The 19,742-nt window shown below is 68.1% G+C and carries 13 protein-coding genes; 6 read left to right on the forward strand and 7 right to left on the reverse strand.

Translation table 11 applies throughout. From position 1 onward, the window contains the following. Positions 1-154: 154 nt before the first annotated feature. Positions 155-1,366 (forward strand): NADP-dependent isocitrate dehydrogenase, encoded by a 1,212-nt coding sequence (locus LGR54_RS07115; protein ID WP_230361248.1) that lies wholly within the window; start codon positions 155-157, stop codon positions 1,364-1,366. 1,363 nt (positions 1,367-2,729) lie between these two features. After that, positions 2,730-2,930 carry a hypothetical protein gene (locus LGR54_RS07120; protein WP_230361249.1) on the forward strand — a complete coding sequence of 67 codons (201 nt, stop codon included), beginning with the start codon at positions 2,730-2,732 and terminating at the stop codon, positions 2,928-2,930. A gap of 986 nt (positions 2,931-3,916) precedes the next feature. Here the strand turns inward: LGR54_RS07120 and LGR54_RS07125 are convergent. From LGR54_RS07125 to LGR54_RS07155, 7 genes are all read right to left on the reverse strand, one after another. Further along, entirely contained in the window at positions 3,917-5,167 is a 1,251-nt protein-coding gene (locus LGR54_RS07125; RefSeq protein ID WP_230361250.1) for a cyclic nucleotide-gated ion channel, read from the reverse strand. Positions 5,168-5,220: 53 nt separating this feature from the next. Further along, positions 5,221-7,872, reverse strand: a complete 2,652-nt coding sequence (gene alaS, locus LGR54_RS07130) for an alanine--tRNA ligase (RefSeq protein ID WP_230361251.1) — start codon at positions 7,870-7,872, stop codon at positions 5,221-5,223. 191 nt (positions 7,873-8,063) lie between these two features. After that, positions 8,064-9,140 carry a recombinase RecA gene (gene recA, locus LGR54_RS07135; RefSeq protein WP_230361252.1) on the reverse strand — a complete coding sequence of 359 codons (1,077 nt, stop codon included), beginning with the start codon at positions 9,138-9,140 and terminating at the stop codon, positions 8,064-8,066. Positions 9,141-9,310: 170 nt separating this feature from the next. Continuing rightward, positions 9,311-10,534, reverse strand: a complete 1,224-nt coding sequence (locus tag LGR54_RS07140; RefSeq protein WP_230361253.1) for a DUF1501 domain-containing protein — start codon at positions 10,532-10,534, stop codon at positions 9,311-9,313. A gap of 2 nt (positions 10,535-10,536) precedes the next feature. Further along, positions 10,537-12,006: a DUF1800 family protein gene (locus LGR54_RS07145; RefSeq protein WP_230361254.1), complete on the reverse strand. Its 1,470-nt coding sequence runs from the start codon at positions 12,004-12,006 to the stop codon at positions 10,537-10,539. Between the two features lie 149 nt (positions 12,007-12,155). Then, the gene (gene chrA, locus LGR54_RS07150; RefSeq protein WP_230361255.1) at positions 12,156-13,562 is read right to left on the reverse strand and encodes a chromate efflux transporter; all 1,407 of its coding nucleotides are present in this window, start codon (positions 13,560-13,562) and stop codon (positions 12,156-12,158) included. Positions 13,563-13,655: 93 nt separating this feature from the next. Further along, entirely contained in the window at positions 13,656-14,066 is a 411-nt protein-coding gene (locus LGR54_RS07155; RefSeq protein ID WP_230361256.1) for a VOC family protein, read from the reverse strand. Between the two features lie 305 nt (positions 14,067-14,371). Between LGR54_RS07155 and LGR54_RS07160 the strand changes: the two genes are divergently transcribed. The 4 genes from LGR54_RS07160 to LGR54_RS07175 all read left to right on the forward strand — a co-directional run bounded on the left by LGR54_RS07160 (position 14,372) and on the right by LGR54_RS07175 (position 19,737). Beyond that, the gene (locus LGR54_RS07160) at positions 14,372-15,946 is read left to right on the forward strand and encodes a peptide ABC transporter substrate-binding protein (protein ID WP_230361257.1); all 1,575 of its coding nucleotides are present in this window, start codon (positions 14,372-14,374) and stop codon (positions 15,944-15,946) included. A 78-nt stretch (positions 15,947-16,024) separates the two neighbouring features. Beyond that, a complete protein-coding gene (locus LGR54_RS07165) occupies positions 16,025-16,948 on the forward strand; it encodes an ABC transporter permease subunit (protein WP_230361499.1) in 924 nt (307 codons plus the stop codon). Further along, positions 16,941-18,104, forward strand: coding sequence for an ABC transporter permease (locus tag LGR54_RS07170; protein WP_370638153.1), 1,164 nt, complete (start codon positions 16,941-16,943; stop codon positions 18,102-18,104). Before LGR54_RS07165 ends, LGR54_RS07170 begins: the two co-directional genes overlap by 8 nt. A 1-nt stretch (position 18,105) precedes the next feature. Next, positions 18,106-19,737, forward strand: a complete 1,632-nt coding sequence (locus LGR54_RS07175; RefSeq protein WP_230361259.1) for an ABC transporter ATP-binding protein — start codon at positions 18,106-18,108, stop codon at positions 19,735-19,737. Positions 19,738-19,742: the final 5 nt, after the last annotated feature.

The raw sequence follows: 19,742 nt of genomic DNA on the forward strand, positions 1-19,742 counted from the left end.
GGTAGTCCGAAACCGGCCCGGAACTTGCCAGAAAGTCGGTGCCCGAGGCGCTTTCGTTTGACCCAAGGTCGCGGTATCACGCACGCACCGGCGCCAGCCGCGCGGACTGGCGCCGAGGCCCCATTACGAAGCCGAATCCGCGCGAGGTAGAACCATGGCGAAGATCAAGGTTGCGAATCCGGTCGTCGAACTCGACGGCGACGAGATGACCCGCATCATCTGGCAGTACATCAAGGACAAGCTGATCCACCCCTATCTCGACATCGACCTCGAGTATTACGACCTCGGCGTCGAGAACCGCGACCGCACCGAGGATCAGGTGACGATCGATGCCGCGGAAGCGATCAAGCGGGTCGGCGTCGGCGTGAAATGCGCCACCATCACCCCCGATGTCGGCCGGGTGAAGGAATACAGCCTGAAGAAGATGTGGCGTTCGCCCAACGGCACGATCCGCAACATCCTCGGCGGCGTGATCTTCCGCGAGCCGATCATCTGCAAGAACGTGCCGCGCCTGGTGCCGGGCTGGACCCAGCCGATCATCGTCGGCCGCCACGCCTTCGGCGACCAGTACCGCGCCACCGACTTCACCGTGCCGGGCAAGGGCACGCTGACCGTGAAGTTCGTCGGCGAAGACGGCACCACCATCGAGCACGAGGTCTACAAGTTCCCCGGCGCCGGTGTGGCGCTGTCGATGTACAACATCGACGAGTCCATCGTCGAATTTGCCCGCGCCTCGCTCAATTACGGCCTGATGCGCAACTACCCGGTGTACCTGTCGACCAAGGACACCATCCTGAAGCAGTATGACGGCCGCTTCCGCAAGATCTTCCAGGACATCTACGAGGCCGAGTTCAAGGCCGAGTTCGAGAAGAAGAAGATCTGGTACGAGCACCGCCTCATCGACGACATGGTCGCCTCGGCGCTCAAGTGGTCCGGCGGCTATGTCTGGGCCTGCAAGAACTATGATGGCGACGTGCAGTCCGACATCGTGGCGCAGGGCTTCGGCTCGCTCGGCCTGATGACCTCGGTGCTGATGACGCCGGACGGCAAGACGGTGGAAGCCGAGGCCGCGCACGGCACGGTGACCCGTCACTATCGCGAGCACCAGAAGGGCAAGGAGACCTCGACCAACTCCATCGCCTCGATCTTCGCCTGGACCCGCGGCCTCTCCCACCGCGCCAAGCTCGACGACAATGCCGAGCTCGCTAAGTTCGCCGCCACGCTGGAGAAGGTGTGCGTCGACACCGTCGAGGCCGGCGACATGACCAAGGACCTCGCCCTGCTGATCGGGCCGGACCAGAAGTGGCTCTCCACCACCGGCTTCCTCGACAAGATCTCCGACAATTTGCGCGCGGCCCTGGCCTGACGCGGTTTACGACAGGCGGGATGGGGGCAGCCCCCATCCCGCATTTTCTGCCGGCGCGGTCCGACGGCCCGGATGGCGAAAGGCCCGGCATGCAGATGCGAGCCCGCGCCCTATTCGACCCCCGGTGATAGCGCGCCGGGAAGCATCCGACCTTTCTTGGACATGCCGTCGACCTGCCGAGCCTATCGCAGCGGCTCCTCGAGCAAGCACTGACGCATGCCGCGCACGGCACAGGTGAGACGGCCGAAGCCCTCCCAGCGTAAGACACGGATGTCCCCGCCGAATCGGCGAAGCGTCGCCAAACGGTGGCTGGCCGTCGATGAGAGGACCTCGGAGGGATCGACAGGTGCTACGCGGCGCCGCGATCAAAATGGGCCACGAAGCGATAGGGCTCCGCCCGGGAGCCGGGCCAGCACACCGCACTGTTCGCCCGTGAGAATGCCTGTCAAACAGGCAACCGTCGTCGCCCGGCAAGCCCGCCGTCCAAGCCCAGCGACCAGCACGCCCGGCCAGCACGCCGCGCGGACGGATCGGCCCGGCCAGCCTATGCGAACCGATGAGCTCGGCTGCCTGCCGACATGCTTCCCTGCTCTGCCACGGGAGAAGGCCGGCGGTAGGCTTCGAACGGCGCAACGCCTGAATATCCCAGCCGGCTCCCGGCATCGTCACCCTGCGCCGGACAGCCGCTCTGCGAACCGCGCCAGCGGGCATGGCCCGCGCCAAGGTGCGCCACGACGTCGAGCTCGAGATTGGGCATCGATCCGGCAAACGCCTACCCGAATGGCATCCCTGCCGCCTGGGACTCACTTGGGACCCACCTTAGGCCTACCTTAGGCTCACCTTGGACCCACCTGGCACGCACTCGGCACGAACATGGCACATTGTTACGGAACGCATCGGCAATGCGGGCCGCCCAATGGGCGCGTCAAGGCCCGGCCCCCGGCCGACCGAGCGGCGCCATTCCGCAAGCGTAAAGCATCACCATCCCAAGGCGCTCCGACATTCGGTTGATATGCCTGGAAACCGCCGCCCCAGCGGCCCCTCGCCCTGTTGGCCCTCGTTGGCTCGGCCCATATTACCGCGAGCCCTTCCCCGTCACGCCCGCTGAAAGGCACCCGGCGCGGCGGCAAGAATGTCGAGCCGCCGGAATGTCGAGCGGCGAAAACGTCGACCCGGCCTTCACGCGCCCCATTCGCCGGCCACCGATCGGCGTGGCGGGGAGCGGAGAACAAGCCGACCGCCCCTTTCCACAAGCGGGGCTGATGGCCGGATGGCGCGGCGCCCGATCTCGGTCCGGCCCGGTCATAATCCATTGGCGCAAAGCGTGCATAGACTGACGGGTATCGTCTCGGAGAGAGTATCAATGGTTCTTTGCAAACTGACGCAGAACAACGGCAGTCCGGTGTGGATCAACCCCGAGCACGTCGTGCGTGTCTATGCGGGCACCACCGGCACCACCATTGCCCTGAATGGCGGCGCCGAAAAGGAGCTGCGGTCTTCGGTCCAGGAAGATCCCGAAACCGTTGTGACCATGCTCACAACGCCCGCCAAGCGACGCAAATAGGGGCACCGAATGGCGTTCCTGGCCGCCGGCACGTCAGTTTCGGCCGCACCTTGCAGGCGCACGCCTCGCCGTTCTCGGGTCCCCGCGGCCCACACCCGATCGAGGACGGCAGGCCCAGCCGCACATTGCCCCGAACTTCAGGCTTCGTCGGAGCTGTTTCGAAGCCGCGCAAGCCCGGCTGATCCGTAGCGCCGTCTCGCACGTGCCGCAGACGCCCCTTCATTGAGGGGCGTCTGCGGCATCGCCCTGAATCCAGGGAGGCACGGCGGCGGATTTCCGGCCCCGCCCGGCGAGAGGAGCAACCGCCGACATGAGCGCGCGACCAGGAATGGCCGCTCATCTCCCGGCGCTGCGGCACAAGCCGCGCGGCATGTCGCCGATGAAATGGCGGGGGCTCAACGGCATTCTGGCGCCCCCGCAACGCCGGAGCCGCGGCTCGCGCTCCCTCCGCGACCACATTCCGAATGGGCGAACCGGCGGGTCTTTCGGCCCTGCGGGAGACGGTCCCGGCACCTCCAACCGCGCCTCATCAGGGCAGGCAGTTCCCGCCCGCCGGGAGCCCCGGTCCAAAGACGCCGGGGAACGCTTCCGATGCATGGCACGCTCCCCGAGCGGCCGACCACCCGGAGCCATGCCGGGTCGATGCCGAGGCTCGTTCGATCCGGTTTCATCCTGACCGTTTGGCAGCCTGCGCTTCCCCGCCGCGGCAAGACCCCTGACGCCCGCTCACCCGGCCGGCTCCCGTTCACCGACAGCGACTGCGAGACCGATGCCATCCGGCCCAGCGCGATATCTTCGCCGGTCCGGCCACATCACCCACTGACGCCCTCTTGCCTTTCAGCCCATCACCCGCCATCAGCGGCGCCCGCCGCGCGTTCAACCGCACGAGGCCGTTCCCCGCCCCTGACAACCGGCATCCGATAAACGTCCACGCGGCCTCACCCCCGCCGCCATCCCAACTGGATCAGGGCGCCCGGCGCCGCAAGCTAGGCGCTCGCGTCCTTATCGGGCACCTCGCCGGCGGCAATGTCGCTGCGTCGCGTGACGGAGCGCGGCCCCTCTTCTTCCTTCGCCATGCTGCGGATGCGCTGGCCGATATCCGGATGGTGGCGGATCACTTCGGCCAGATCATCGGCATCCAGCACGAGCAGCATGCACCGACGGCGGGCGCGGGCGGTGGCGGCGCGGCGGGTGCTGTGGAGCAGCGCCATTTCGCCGAAGAACTGCCCCCTACCCAGCATCGCGGTTTCGTCGCCGAACTCCAGCTCCACCTCGCCGGATGCGATGAAATACATCGAACGCGCCTGCTCGCCGCGCCGAACGATGATCTCCCCGGACTGCGCCGTGTGCGCGGACAGCACCTTGTGGATCTCGCCGATCGCCGCGGCATCGAGATCGGCGAACAGCGGCACCCGTGCCAGCATGCCCCAGGTGATGACGAAATCTCGCCGCTTGATGACGTCGACGAAGGCCGTGGCGATGATGCCGACCGGCAGCGCGATCATGATGATGCCGGTCAGCATGGTCAGACCGGCGATCACCCGGCCGCCGGCGGTGATCGGATAGACGTCCCCATAGCCGACCGTGGTGACCGTCGCTATGGCCCACCACATTGCCAGCGGGATCGACCCCAGACGGTCCGGCTGCACCGAGCCTTCCGCCACATACATCGCCGAAGCGGCGACCAATACCGCCGCCACCAGCAGCCACAGGCAGGCCAGCAGCGATTGGCGCTCCGCCCGCAACACCTCGAAAAGTGATTGCATGCCAGGCGAATACCGCGCGAGCTTCACAAATCGCATCAAGCGCAGGATCGCAAGGGTGCGTAGGTCGACACCCCACAACGCCGATACCGCGAAAGGCAGCCACGCGGCCAGATCCACCAACGCCGGCAGCGTGCGCGCGTAGCGCCAGCGTGCAATGCGATGGGCAAGACCGCGATAGCGCGGATCCTCCGGCGCGATCCACAGCCGCACTGCATATTCCAGCGCGAACGCGATCAGGGAAAACGTCTCGAAGCCCCGCAGCGCCACGGCATCGTGCAGCATCAGTCTCGGCACGGTCTCCAGCACGGCGGCGAGCACATTGCCGAGCACCAGAGCGACCAAGGCGCCATTGACCGCCCGCCCGACACGATCCTCCGAGCTGCTCCCCTCCAGAAGCTCGTAGAGCCGCCGGCGGACCCCGCGGCGGCGAGTGCTGGACCACCAGCGAACATGCTGCCTGCGGGACGCCATGCGCCGGTCACTCTCCGAAAACCGCCTCGAACCGCCGCGGCCCGGGCTTCCCGTCAGTCGGCGAGCGCGGCTTCGATGGCCTCGAGCGCCGCCGACGCCTGGGCGCCGTCCGGTCCGCCGGCCTGCGCCATGTCGGCCCGGCCGCCGCCGCCCTTGCCGCCGAGCGCCTCGGCGCCGCGGCGCACCAGAGCCACCGCGTCGTAGCGATCGGTCAGGTCCGGCGTCACGCCGACCACCAGACCGGCCCGCCCCTCCTCGGTCACCGCGACGATGGCCACGATGCCGGAGCCGAGCCGCTTCTTGCCCTCGTCGGCAAGGCTCTTGAGGTCCTTGAGATCGATGCCGGAGACCTGCCGCGCCAGCAGCTTGACAGAACCGACCGTGCGCGCGGGCTCCTCGCTGGCCTCGCCGCCGCCCATCGCCAGCCGCCGACGCGCCTCCGCGAGCTCGCGCTCCAGCTTGCGGCGCTCCTCGACCAACTGGGCGACACGCGCCTCGACCTCGCCGACCGGCGCCTTCAGCACCGCCGCCGTCGCTTGCAGCGCCTTGTTCTGCGCATCGAGATGATGGCGCGCCGCATCCGCGGTCATCGCTTCGAGGCGCCGCACGCCGGCACCAACCGCACTCTCGCCGAGCACGGTGACGAGGCCGATATCGCCGGTCCGGCTCACATGGGTGCCGCCGCAGAGCTCCACCGAATACGGCGCGCCATTACCGGCATCGGTGCCCATGGAGACGACCCGCACCTCATCGCCGTATTTCTCGCCGAACAGCGCCCGCGCTCCCGAGGCGATGGCGTCGTCGACCGCCATCAGTCGCGTCTCGACCGGCTCGTTGCGCAGGATCACCGCGTTGGCGATGTCGGCAACCTCGGTGATTTCCGCCTCGCTCAGCGGCTTGGGATGACTGAAATCGAAGCGCAGCCGGTCCGGGCCGACCATCGACCCCTTCTGTGCCACATGATCGCCGAGCACGCGCCGCAGCGCTTCGTGCAGCAGATGCGTCGCCGAATGATTGGCGCGGATGGCGCTGCGGCGGGAGTGATCGACATCGAGCGCCAGCGCGGCGCCGAGCGTCAGCGTGCCGCTCTCCACCTCGACCTCGTGCACGAAGACGTCACCGAGCTTCTTCTGGGTGTCGACGACGCGCGCTTTGACCCCGCCCTCGCCGGTCAAGATGCCGACATCGCCGAGCTGGCCGCCGGATTCGCCGTAGAACGGCGTCTGGTTGAGCACCACGAGGCCGCGGCCGCCAGTGCCGATCTCCGGTACCTCGACACCCTCAGCCACCAGGGCAACGACCGAACCCTCGGCCGTCTCGGTGCCGTAGCCGAGAAATTCGGTCGCCCCGACCTTCTCGCGGATGCCAAACCAGACGGCATCGGTCGCCGCCTCGCCCGACCCCGACCACGACGCCCGGGCTTCCGCCCGCTGGCGCTCCATCGCAGTATCGAACGCACCGGTGTCGACACTGATGCCACGGGCGCGCAGCGCGTCCTCGGTCAGGTCGAGCGGGAAGCCATAGGTGTCGTAAAGTTTGAAGGCGGTCTCGCCGGAAAATTTGGCGCCGTCGCCGAGGCCTTCGCTTTCCGTCTCCAAAATCGACAGGCCGCGCTCCAGCGTCTTGCGGAAGCGCGTCTCCTCGAGGCGCAGCGTCTCGGTCACCAGCGCTTCGGCGCGCACGATCTCGGGATAGGCACGCCCCATCTCGCGCACCAGCACCGGCACCAGGCGGTGCATCAGTGGGTCGCGGGCACCGAGCAGCTGGGCATGGCGCATGGCGCGACGCATGATGCGGCGCAGCACATAGCCGCGCCCTTCATTGGACGGCAGGACGCCATCGGCCACGAGGAAGGTCGCGGCGCGCAAATGGTCGGCGATGACGCGATGGCTGGCCTTTTGCGGGCCATCCGCCGCGATGTCGGTGAGATCCTCGACCGCGCCGGTCAAGGCGCGCATCAGGTCGATCTCGTAATTGTCGTGCGTGCCCTGCAGCACCGCTGAAATACGCTCGAGCCCCATGCCGGTGTCGATCGACGGCCGCGGCAGGTTGATGCGCTCGCCGCCCGGCAGTTGCTCGAACTGCATGAAGACGAGGTTCCAGATCTCGATGAAACGGTCGCCATCCGCATCCGCCGAGCCGGGCGGGCCACCGGGAATATGCGCGCCATGATCGTAGAAGATCTCCGAACAGGGACCGCAGGGGCCGGTATCGCCCATCTGCCAGAAATTATCCGAGGTTGGGATGCGGATGATCTTGCTGTCCGACAGGCCGGCGATCTTCTTCCACAGGTCGAACGCCTCGTCGTCCTCATGGTACACAGTCACCAGCAGCTTCTCGACCGGAAGCTCGAACTCGCGGGTGATCAGGTTCCAGGCGAACTCGATGGCATTCTCCTTGAAATAGTCGCCGAAGGAGAAATTACCGAGCATCTCGAAGAAGGTGTGATGCCGGGCGGTGTAGCCGACATTGTCGAGATCGTTGTGCTTGCCACCGGCGCGCACGCATTTCTGCGAGGTAGCCGCCCGTGAATAGGGACGCTTCTCCATGCCGGTGAAGACGTTCTTGAACTGCACCATCCCGGCATTGGTGAACATCAATGTCGGGTCGTTGCGCGGCACGAGCGGCGATGACTCCACCACCTGATGGCCGTTCTTCGCGAAATAATCGAGGAAGGTCGACCTGATTTCGTTGACGCCGCTCATCGAACACTGCCCGTAGAAAATAGACCACCGGCAGGTCCGCCGGCCCGCGCCGGAGCGGCGCGCGCACCGGTTCTAACGACGCCGCAATAGCTTGTCCAGAAAGGCCGCGTGCCCGGCCACCCCCGTCCACGACCGAAGGGCGAACCGGCCGCAAGGACCGGTTGCCTTCGGGCGAGACAGCTCGAACAGGCTCAGGCGTCGGCGTCGTCCTCGCTCTCCGCCTCGCCGGCGAGGATCTGCTCGGCGATCAACCCGGCATTCTGCCGGATGGTCGCCTCGATGCGACCGGAGACGTCGGGATTCTGGCGCAGGAAATTCTTGGCGTTCTCACGCCCCTGCCCCAGCCGCTGGCTGTCATAGGAGAACCAGGCGCCGGACTTCTCGACCACCCCGGCCTTGATGCCGAGATCGATGAGTTCGCCCATCTTCGAGACGCCCTCGCCATACATGATGTCGAACTCGACCTGCTTGAAGGGCGGGGCGAGCTTGTTCTTCACCACCTTCACGCGGGTCTGGTTGCCCACCACTTCCTCGCGCTCCTTGATGGAGCCGATGCGGCGGATGTCCAAGCGTACCGAAGCATAGAATTTCAGCGCATTGCCGCCCGTGGTCGTCTCCGGGCTGCCATACATCACGCCGATCTTCATGCGGATCTGGTTGATGAAGATCACCATCGTATTGGAGCGGCTGATCGAACCGGTCAGCTTGCGCAGCGCCTGGCTCATCAGCCGCGCCTGCATGCCCGGCTGGTTGTCGCCCATCTCGCCGTCGAGTTCGGCGCGCGGGGTCAGCGCCGCCACCGAATCGACCACCAGCACGTCCACCGCGCCGGAACGCACCAGCGTGTCGGCGATCTCCAGCGCCTGCTCGCCGGCATCGGGCTGCGAGATCAGCAGATTGTCGAGATCGACGCCCAGCTTGCGGGCATAGATAGGGTCCAGCGCGTGCTCGGCGTCGATGAAGGCGCAGACGCCGCCCTTCTTCTGCGCTTCGGCGATGGTGTGCAGCGCCAGCGTGGTCTTGCCGGAAGATTCCGGCCCGAAGATCTCGACGACGCGCCCGCGCGGCAGGCCGCCAATGCCGAGCGCGATATCGAGCCCGAGCGACCCGGTGGAGACCGTCTCGATCTCCATGACCTTGTCGCCCTTGCCGAGCCGCATGATCGAGCCCTTGCCGAAATGCCGCTCGATCTGTGAAAGCGCTGCGTCCAGCGCCTTGGCCTTGTCCATGGAAGATCCTTCGACGAGTCGCAACGTAGCTTGAGTCATTGCCGGGCTCCGGGTCGCAAGCAAGTGTTTTGCGGTGATTTCGTCAATGTACCTTGTTTGTTCCATGTTCGCAATATGTTCTATTTTGCCCGACATGTTCCCGCCTTCGCCTCGGGCATCCCGGAAACGCAGCCCACACAACGACAGGCGGACGCCGCGCAGGCCAGCGTTCAGACCACCAAGTCCTTCAGCGGCACCAACGCCGGCGTATCGGGAAACACCTCGCGCGCGAGATAGCCGGCCGGCGCGCCGAACAGGTCGGCGAGGATGCCCTTGGCCACCGCGCGCACGTCGGTGGTCGGGCGCAAATCGCGCCCGTCCAGCAACGCGGCGTCGGACAGGCCGGGCCAATCGGCGATCACCCGGCCGCCGCGAATGGCGCCGCCGGCCAGCAGCACCACCGTGCCGGTGCCGTGATCGGTGCCGCGCGTGCCGTTGATGGCCGCGGTGCGGCCGAATTCCGTCACCACCATCAGCGCCGTGTCCCGCCATTTCGGGCCGAGCGTCTCGGCGAAGACGCCGATGGCGTCGTCGAGCCCGCGCAGGCGGTTGGCGAGCTGCCCCTTCACCCCACCCTCATTGGCATGGGTGTCCCATCCCTCGAAGGCGAGGCCGGCAATGCGCGGGCCCTCCTCCTGCGCCAGCAGGCGAGCGGCGCCGAGCGCGGTCCGGCTCATCCCCTTCGGGTCGGCGGGGCCGCCCTCGCGGCGGATCGCCGGGCCGTTCATCGCGATGAGGTCCTCGGTCTTCAGCCCCTCGACCAGCATGCGGTGCAGCCCGGGATCGCGCTCGGCATAGAGCGCGGCGAGACGGTCGGCCAGGTCGTCGCCGGCCGGCGGCAGCACCGCCGGGCTCCAGCCCAGCACCGGTGCCGGCCCGCGCACCACCAGCGGCGCCACCGGCCCGACGCCGAGCGCGCCCGCCGCCGCGATGCGCCCGCCCGCCGGCAGCCCGGCGAGGAAGCGGTTCAGCCAGCCGGTCTCGGTGCGGCCCGGCGCCGGCTGGCCGCTCTCCAGCACGTCCTGGCCGTCGAAATGCGAGCGCTCGCGATAGCCGGTCGCCGCCGCGTGGACGACGCTCGCCTGCCCGGCCTTGTAGAGCCGGGCGAAGTTCGGCATCGAGGGATGCAGCGCGAAGAAGCCGTCGAGCGGCAGGGCCGGGATCTCGCCGTCGAGCGCCAGCGCGAGGTCGCCATGCAGGCCGGCATAGGCGGGATCGCCCACCGGCGCCACCGTGGCGAGCCCGTCCAGCGCCCCGCGCAGCACGATGCAGACGAAGCGCGCGTCCCGCCCGCCCGCCGCGAAGGCGAGGCGCGGCATGAAGGCCCAGGCGAACAGCGCACCGGAGGTGCCCAGCACCGCGCGGCGGGAGAGCGAGGTCTCGCACAGATCCACGGCTATCTCCTCTGGAATTCCGGCGCCATCAGCAGAAGCGCGATCGCCTGCGGCCGGCTCTCGGCGCGGCGCAGCGTCTGCAGGGTTTCTCCCGATGCCGTCGAGCCGAAGGCGGCTTCGGCGAGCGCCATCGGCTCGGTGGCGCCGGCCGCCCGGCCGATCTGGTCGGCCACATCCAGGCGGGTCTTGATGCCGGTCGGCGACAGCCACGCATCGCTGCGGTCGGCGAACCCCTTGGGGCTGCCGGGGTTCCACATGGGCTGGCCCAAGGCGACGAGCTGGCCGAGCGCACCCTTGACCTGGTCCGGCTTGCCGGTCAGCCGCAGCGCCGCGAACAGGAATTCCTGCGGCGAGCGCATCTTCGTCGCCGGCGCGTCCCAGGCCTCCGGCGAATCGATCAGCACCCGGGCGAGTTCTCGTAGATCGCCGCCGCTGGTGCGGAAGCTCATGGCCAGCCGGTCCACCAGCGCCGCCGGCGGATCGTCGGCGACGAAATGCGCGGCGAATTTGCGGGCGATGTGGCGGGCGGTGGCCGGATGCGCCGCCAGCGACAGCAGCGCCGCCTCACCCTGGTCGAGGCCGTCATCCGCATAGGTGCGGCCGAGCAGCGTCTGCTCGCCGGGTTCGTGGCGGACCGGCGCGAAGGTGAAGCGTCCCCCATACAGGCCGTCCTCGTCCGCCGAGGCCACCGTCCAGCCGGTAAGGATGCGGGCAAGCGCGGTGACGTCGGCCTGCGTGTAGCCGCCGTCGACGCCGAGCGTGTGCAGCTCCAGCATCTCGCGCGCCAGGTTCTCGTTGAGGCCGCGTTTGTTCTTCAACGCCGCGTTGGAGGTCGGGCCGATGGACTGGTTGTTGTCGAGATAGAACAGCATCGCCGGGTGCTGCTCGACCGCCTTCAGCATGTCGGCGAAACGGCCGAGCACATGCGGCCGGATCGCCTCGCGCTCGAAGGCGCCGGCGGCGCTGCGCACCGAGCCGTCCTTCAGCGCGATGGCGAAGTGATTCGCCCAGAACATCACCAGCCGCTCGGTGAACCCCGTTGGCGTGTCGTGCAGGCGGATGAGCCGCGCCGCCACCTCCTGCTCATACATCGGGACATCGGGTGAGGGGCCGGCGCCGTTCCCGGCCATGGCGGGCGCCGCCATTGATCCGTCCATCGCCATGGCCGGCTGCGTCCTTGCCGATCCCGGCGGCGCATCCCGGCGCAGGGCGACCGCCACGGCGCCCGGCCGCTCCTCCTCGGCCGACCGCTGCTGGCGCGCACGGGTCACGGCGCGCTGATAGGCGGCGAAACGGGCAATCCCCTGCTGGCTGGTCGGCAGCCGGGCATCGTCCAGCCGGAGGGCGGCCGGCTGCGCCAGCTCCGCGATGAGCGCGCCGCGCGGGTCGGAGCGGATGCGTGAGAGATCGCCGGGGCGGGGGCCGAGCCCGAAGCGGCAAAGGGCGGTAAGCGCGACGCGGTCGTCGGACATGCGAACGGCCCCTGGATGAGCGCGGGATCCTCCACGCGCCGCCGGCATCGGACGGTGCGGCAAGTCTCCGTACGATACGTCGCGGTGCACCGCACCTTGCCCCGAGCCGGAACGGTGCGTGGCATTTGAGGCGATTTGGCGGCTGTCGCCTACACGACCGCCAGCCGCAGGACGATGCCGGCGAGCGCACAGCCAGCCAGCGTCGCAAACAGGCCCAGCCGGAACCACAGCGTCGCCACCAGCGCCCCGACGGCCAGCAGCGCCGCACGCCAGTCCACCGAGGCGAGCACCGGCAGATCCGGCCGCAGGCCGAGAATGTCGACGCTCTCCACCTGTCGGAAGATGATATGGAGGGCAAACCACAGGGCGAGATTGACGATGACGCCGACCACCGCCGCGGTGATCGCCGACAGCGAGGCCGAGAGCGCGCGGTTGCCGCGCAGCGCTTCCACATAGGGCGCGCCGAGGAAGATCCAGAAGAAGCAGGGCGCGAACGTCACCCACAGGGTCAGCAGCGCCCCCAGCGTGCCGGCCAGCAGCGGATCGAGCGTGCCCGGATTGCGGAACGCCGCCAGGAAGCCGACGAACTGCACCACCAGGATCAGCGGGCCGGGCGTGGTCTCGGCGAGCCCGAGGCCGTCGACCATCTCGCCCGGCACCATCCAGCCGAAACCCTCCACCGCGGCTTGCGCCACATAGGCGAGCACCGCATAGGCGCCGCCGAAGGTGACGACCGCCATGACGCTGAAGAAGGCGCTGATCTGGGTCCAGACGCTGGAAGAGCCGGTAAGCACCCACAGCAGCAGCACCGGTCCCAGCCAGAGCGGCAGCCACAGCGCCGCCACCCGCAGGGCCTTGCCGCGCGAGGGGGAGGCGTGGGCGAGTTCGCCGCGCGCGAACATGGCATCGACCACGCCGCGCACATCCGCCGCGCCCCCCGCCGCCCCGGCCCCGGCCGGCGCGAACAGTGACGGCGCGTAGCGGTTGCCGATCCAGCCGGCGAGCCCCGCCAAGGCGATGATGAGCGGAAACGGCAGATGCAGGACATAAAGGCCAAGAAAGGCCGCGACGGCGATTCCGACCATCAGCCGGTTGCGCAGCGCCCGCCGGCCGATCCGCAGCACCGCCTGCACCACAATGGCGAGCACCGCCGCCTTCACTCCGAAGAACAGCGCATCGACGAGCGGCACGTGGCGATAGAGGGCATAGAGCGCGCTCAGGGCGAGCATGACCACGGTGCCCGGCAGCACGAACAGCAGCCCGGCCATCAGCCCGCCGGCCGTGCGGTGCAGCAGCCAGCCTATATAGGTGGCGAGTTGCTGCGCCTCGGGGCCGGGCAGCAGCATGCAGTAGTTCAGCGCGTGCAGGAATCGCTGCTCGCCGATCCAGCGCCGGTCCTCCACCAGTTCCTTGTGCATGAGCGCGATCTGCCCCGCCGGACCGCCGAAGCCGAGCAGCCCGATCTTCGCCCATACGCGGAAGGCTTCCGCGAAGGTCGGAACGGCCGGGGGCGACATGTCGGCGGGCGCGGTATCGGGGAGCGGCGATGGGGTCATGGCAATGCGGTCACGGCGATAGGAGACTCGGGGAGGGCTCAGCCAGATGGCGAAGCGCCGGCATCAGAACCCCGGCACGATGACAGGGAGACGTCAGGCGTCGCCCTCCCCGTCTTCACCCACGGCCGGCTCCTCATAGAGTTCCAGCGGCAGGCCGTCGGGATCGGCGAAGAAGGTGAACCGCCGCCCGGTATAGGGATCGACCCGCACCGGCTCGACAGCGATGCCGAGGCCGGCAAGCCGCGCGACATCCCGGTCAAGCGCCTCGGTCGCAAAAGCCAGATGACGCAGCCCGCAGGCCTCCGGCCGGCTGGGGCGTGGCGCCGGATCGGGAAAGGAGAACAGCTCCAGCCGGGCATTGCCGGCGTCGAGGTCGCATTTCCACGAGCCGCGCTCGGCGCGGAATGCCTCGTGGAGCACCGGAAATCCCAGCGTCTCGCCATAGAAGCGCCGGGAGCGCTCATAGTCCGAGCAGATGATCGCGATGTGATGAACGCTCCGCATGAGCCGATCCTATCCGGAGTCGGACGGGATGGAACGCCAAGATTACAGCTGCAACGAAGTTGAGCGGCGGAGGGACTTTCCTACCCGTGGTCGCAAGGTAAAGATCGATCATCACGAGGCGGGCGGAGCACTGTGAATCGCCCGCCGCGCAGCGTCGCCCGCCCGTCCGCCCGATCTGCCTGAGATGCGTACAGGGAGATGCCCGCGCCTCCCGTGCGAATTCGCAACGGATCGCTTCGCACAAATCGTCGTCGTGCACTAGAACTATGCAGGCGACGCCAATCTCGCGTGAAAGGAGTGTTCATATGAACTGCTTCCGATCCCTTCTCATCGCCACGCTGATGCTCGGAGCGGCCGCATTGCCGGCCGCCGCCGAGAGCATCTACAACCGCGGCAACTCCGCCGACCCGGAATCGCTCGACCCGCACAAGACCTCGACCATCTACGAGTCGCACATCCTGCGCGATCTCTATGAGGGCCTGGTCATGCCCAACGCCACCGCCGGCCTCATGCCCGGCGCGGCGGAAAGCTGGACCGTCTCGCCGGACGGCAAGGTCTACACCTTCAAGCTGCGCGCCGACGGCAAGTGGTCGAACGGCGATCCGGTGACGGCCGACGACTTCGTCTACTCGTTCCGCCGCCTGGAGGATCCGGCCACCGGCGCCGAATACGCCTCCATGCTCTACGTCATCGACAAAGCCGAGGAGGTGAACACCGGCAAGGCGAAGCCCGAGCAGCTCGGCGTGCGCGCGCTCGACCCCGCGACGCTGGAGGTCACCCTGAAGGCGCCGACGCCGTATTTCCTCGAAATGCTCACCCACCAGTCCACCTATCCGGTGAACAGGAAATCCATGGACGCGCTCGGCGCCGACTGGATCAAGCCCGGCAAGCTGGTGTCCAACGGGCCGTTCACGCTGGCCGAGTTCGTGCCCAACGATCACATCAAGCTGGTGAAGAACCCGACCTTCCACGCCGCCGGCGAGGTGAAGCTCGACGCGGTGAACTACATCCCGACCGAGGACCGCTCCACCGCCATCAAGCGCTTCGAGGCCGGCGAGCTCGATTCCAATGACGACCTGCCCACCGAGCAGCTCGCCGATCTCAAGAAGAAGTTCGGCGACCAGGTGAAGGTCGGCCCCTATCTCGGCACCTATTATTACGCGATCAAGACCGACAAGGCGCCGTGGAACAACCCGAAGCTGCGCCGCGCCGTCTCCCTGCTGATCGACCGCGACTTCCTCGCCGAGAAGGTGTGGCAGAACTCCATGATCCCCGCCTATTCCATGGTGCCGCCGGGCATCGAGGGCTATACGCCCTCCGAGGCGGACTACGCCAAGACCTCCCAGTTCGACCGCGAGGACGAGGCGAAGAAGATCCTGTCCGATCTCGGCTACGGCCCCGGCAAGCCGCTGAAGCTGGAGATCCGCTACAACACCTCGGAGAACCACAAGAACACCGCGGTGGCGATCCAGGAGCAGCTCAAGCCGTTCGGCATCGAGGTGTCGCTGATCAACACCGACACCAAGACCCATTACGGCCTACTGGAGCAGAAGGGCGACTACGACTATGCCCGCGCCGGCTGGATCGCCGACTACAAGGACCCGGAGACCTTCCTCGGCATCTCGCGCAAGGCGAGCGGCAACAACTACTCGAACTTCAGCAATGAATCCTTCGAGAAGCTGATGGGCGAGGCCGCCGCGGCCGGCGGCGACGCCAAGGCCCGCATGGCCAAGCTCGCCGAGGCCGAGAAGGTGCTGATCGATCAGCTCGGCAACATGCCGCTGCTCTACTACAGCTACCACAGCATCGTGTCGCCGAAGCTGAAGGGCTGGCAGGCGAACGTGATGGACATCCATCCCTCGCGCTTCATCAGCAAGTGAGCCCCCGGCCGGCGCCGCGACGACCGGAACTGGTCTTCGCGCTGCCGGCCGCCCCTCCCCGATACGAGGATGACTCTCTTGCTGCGCTATGTGCTGCGGCGGCTCCTCACCGCCATCCCGACGCTGTTCTTCATCGTCACCCTGTCCTTCTTCCTGCTGCGGGTGGCGCCCGGAGGGCCGTTCAGCCAGGAGCGGGGGCTGAGCCCGGAGGTGCGGGCCAATCTCGAGCGGGTCTACCAGCTCGATGCGCCGCTCTGGCGGCAATATCTCAACTATCTGGCCGACCTCCTTCAGGGCAATTTCGGGCCCAGCTACAACCTGCCGGACTTCACCGTGGCCGACCTGTTCCGGGTCGGGCTGCCGGTGTCGATCCAGTTGGGCGCCTCGGCTCTCATCCTCGCGCTCATCCTCGGCTCCGTGCTCGGCGTCGTCGCCGCGCTCCGGCAGAACCGGGGCGCCGATTATGCCGTGGTGGCGCTCGCCACCGCCGGCTCGACTATCCCGACCTTCGTCATCGCCCCGCTCTACCAACTGGTCTTCGCGCTCACCTTGTCATGGGTGCCGGTCGCCGGCTGGGGCGGCGGCGCACTGGTCAACAAGATCGGCCCGGTGCTGACCCTCGCTTTGCCGCAGATCGCCATCGTCGCCCGGCTGATGCGCGGGGCGATGATCGAGTCGCTGCGCGCCAACCACATCCGCACCGCCCGCGCGCTCGGGCTCGGCGGCTGGTCGGTGGTGGTGAAGCACGCGCTGCGCGGCGCCCTGCTGCCGATCATCTCCTATGCCGGGCCGGCGGCGGCGGCGCTGCTCACCGGCTCGGTGGTGGTGGAGACCGTCTTCGCCATTCCCGGCGTCGGCCGCTACTTCGTCGATGCGGCGCTGAACCGCGACTACACGCTGGTGATGGGCACGGTGGTGGTGATCGCCGTGTTCGTCATCATGTTCAACCTGATCGTCGACCTGCTCTATGCGCTGGTCGATCCGCGGGTGCGCTATGACTGACACCGCCCTTCCCGGCCCTGCTGCCACCCCGCCCGCTGCCACCCCGCCGGCCGCGTCCCCGCCCGCGAAAGGGCGTTCCTTGTGGACCGACGCGTGGCGGCGGCTCGCCGGCAACCGCGCAGCGGTGGTCAGCGCGGTCTATCTGCTGCTGATGGCGGTCGCCTGCCTCGGTGGCCCGCTGGTCACCGGCCACGCCTACACCACCATCTACACCGACTATGTCCGCGTGCCGCCGAGCCTCTCCGCCTACCCCAAGCCCGACCAGATCGCCGGCATGCTGGACGAGGTGATCCGGCGCATGCGGGTCGAGCTGGTGTCGTGGAACGAGCAGGACGATCGCCTGTCGATGACCATCCGCTCGTCGCGGCCAATCGATCCGCGCGTGGTGCGCTATTTCGACCGCTCGTCGAGCTTCGCCGACCCGAAGGTAGAAAGCACCTCCCCCGACGGCCTGACCATGACGCTGAGCGCGGCGGTGGCGAAGCACCATTTCCTGTTCGGCACCGACAATACCGGCCGCGATCTGCTCACCCGCACCCTCATCGCCGGCCGGGTATCGCTGGCCATCGGCCTGCTCGCGGGGCTCACCGCCGTGATGATTGGCGTCATTTACGGCGCCACCGCCGGCTATCTCGGCGGGCGGGTCGACGACGTGATGATGCGCATCGTCGACGTGCTCTATTCGCTGCCCTTCATCTTCCTCGTCATCATGCTGGTGGTGTTCTTCGGCCGGAACTTCGTGCTGATGTTCATCGCGGTCGGCGCGGTGCAATGGCTGGACATGGCGCGCATCGTGCGCGGGCAGGCGCTATCCATCCGCCGGCAGGAATATGTGCAGGCCGCCACCGCACTTGGCGTCTCCTCCGCCGGCATATTGTGGCGGCACGTGGTGCCGAACACGCTCGGCCCGGTGGCCGTCTACATGACGCTGCTGGTGCCGCAGGTGATCCTCCTGGAGAGCTTCCTGTCCTATCTCGGCCTCGGCGTGCAGGAGCCGCTCACCAGCTGGGGCGTGCTGATCGCGCAGGGCGCAAAGAACATCCCCGCCGCCAACTGGCTGCTGCTGTTCCCCTCGCTGTTCCTGACCTCGACGCTGTTCGCGCTGAACTTCCTCGGCGACGGCCTGCGCGACGCCCTCGACCCCAAGGACCGCTGAAATGACCGACGGGACGACAGCCCTCCTCGAACTCGCCAGCCTCGACGTGCGCTTCGACACGCCGGACGGCGAGGTGCACGCGGTGCGCGGCATCGACCTCGCCCTGAAGCCCGGCGAGACCCTCGCCGTGGTCGGCGAATCCGGCTCCGGCAAGAGCCAGGCGATGATGGCGGCGATGGGCCTTCTGGCCAAGAACGGCCGCGCCGGCGGCAGCGTGCGCTATCGCGGCCGCGAGATCCTCGGCCTCTCCTCCCGCAAGCTCGACGAGGTGCGGGGCGCGAAGATCGCCATGATCTTCCAGGAGCCGATGACCTCGCTCGATCCGCTCTACACCATCGGCAGTCAGCTCGCCGAGCCGCTGGTCCGCCACAAGCGGCTGAGCGCCCGGACCGCCCGCGCGCGCGCCGTCGAATTGCTGACGCTGGTCGGCATCCCCGAGCCGGAGCGGCGCCTGCGGGCCTATCCGCACGAGCTGTCGGGCGGCCAGCGCCAGCGTGTGATGATCGCCATGGCGCTCGCCGCCGAGCCGGAGGTGCTGATCGCCGACGAGCCGACCACCGCGCTCGACGTCACCGTGCAGGCGCAGATCATCGAGCTCCTGCGCTCGCTGCAGCGACGCTTCGGCATGGGCATCGTGTTCATCACCCACGATCTCGGCCTCGCCCGGCACTTCGCCGACCGGGTGGCGGTGATGCGCTACGGCAAGGTGGTGGAGGAAGGCCCGGCAGGCGAGGTGCTGACCCGGCCGGCGCACGACTACACCCGCATGCTGCTCGCCGCCGAGCCGACCGGCACCAAGGCGCCCCCGCCCGGCGACGCGCCGGTGGTGCTGGAGGCACGCGGCGTCGACGTCACCTTCCAGATCGGCGGCGGACTGTTTGCGGGACCGCCGCTGGAGATCCACGCGGTGGACAAGGTGAGCCTCACCCTCAGGCAGGGCCAGACCATCGGCATCGTCGGCGAGTCCGGATCGGGCAAGTCGACCCTCGGCCGCGCGCTGATCCGACTGGTCAATGCTAAGGGCGAGATCAGCCTCTTCGGTCACCCCACTGCACAGATCGACGCGGCCGGATTGCGCGCCCTGCGCCGGCAGGCGCAGATCGTTTTCCAGGATCCCTATGGCTCGCTGTCGCCGCGCATGACGGTCGGCGAGATCATCGCCGAGGGCCTGCGCGTCCACGAGCCCAGCCTCGACGCCCGCGCCCGCGAGCGGGCGGTGATCGCGGCGCTGGAGGACGTAACCCTCGATCCGGCCCTACGAAACCGCTACCCGCACGAATTCTCCGGCGGCCAGCGCCAGCGCATCGCCATCGCCCGCGCGCTCATCCTGAAGCCCAAGGTGCTGGTGCTGGACGAGCCGACCTCCGCACTGGACCGCTCGGTACAGAAGGGCATCGTCGAACTGCTTCGCCGGCTACAGAAAGAGCACGGCCTGTCCTATCTCTTTATCAGCCATGATCTTTCCGTCGTGAGAGCCCTCTCCGACTGGATCATGGTGATGCGGCACGGGCAGCTGGTCGAGGCCGGGCCGACCGAGGAGGTCTATCGCGCGCCGGCCGCCGCCTATACGCACGCCCTGATCGCCGCCGCTTATGGGCTGGACGGCACGGCAGCGGACGCCCGCACGGCCTGAGCGCG

It is taken from the genome of Ancylobacter sp. Lp-2, assembly GCF_020523795.1.
GTDB lineage: Bacteria > Pseudomonadota > Alphaproteobacteria > Rhizobiales > Xanthobacteraceae > Ancylobacter.

Coding starts and splice junctions, on each gene's coding strand:
- recA (WP_230361252.1), bottom strand. CDS start 9,140: ATGACTCAAGCTACGTTGCGACTCGTCGAAGGATCTTCCATGGACAAG.
- LGR54_RS07175 (WP_230361259.1), top strand. CDS start 18,106: ATGACCGACGGGACGACAGCCCTCCTCGAACTCGCCAGCCTCGACGTG.
- chrA (WP_230361255.1), bottom strand. CDS start 13,562: ATGACCCCATCGCCGCTCCCCGATACCGCGCCCGCCGACATGTCGCCC.
- alaS (WP_230361251.1), bottom strand. CDS start 7,872: ATGAGCGGCGTCAACGAAATCAGGTCGACCTTCCTCGATTATTTCGCG.
- LGR54_RS07155 (WP_230361256.1), bottom strand. CDS start 14,066: ATGCGGAGCGTTCATCACATCGCGATCATCTGCTCGGACTATGAGCGC.
- LGR54_RS07170 (WP_370638153.1), top strand. CDS start 16,941: ATGACTGACACCGCCCTTCCCGGCCCTGCTGCCACCCCGCCCGCTGCC.
- LGR54_RS07145 (WP_230361254.1), bottom strand. CDS start 12,006: ATGTCCGACGACCGCGTCGCGCTTACCGCCCTTTGCCGCTTCGGGCTC.
- LGR54_RS07115 (WP_230361248.1), top strand. CDS start 155: ATGGCGAAGATCAAGGTTGCGAATCCGGTCGTCGAACTCGACGGCGAC.
- LGR54_RS07120 (WP_230361249.1), top strand. CDS start 2,730: ATGGTTCTTTGCAAACTGACGCAGAACAACGGCAGTCCGGTGTGGATC.
- LGR54_RS07125 (WP_230361250.1), bottom strand. CDS start 5,167: ATGGCGTCCCGCAGGCAGCATGTTCGCTGGTGGTCCAGCACTCGCCGC.
- LGR54_RS07160 (WP_230361257.1), top strand. CDS start 14,372: ATGAACTGCTTCCGATCCCTTCTCATCGCCACGCTGATGCTCGGAGCG.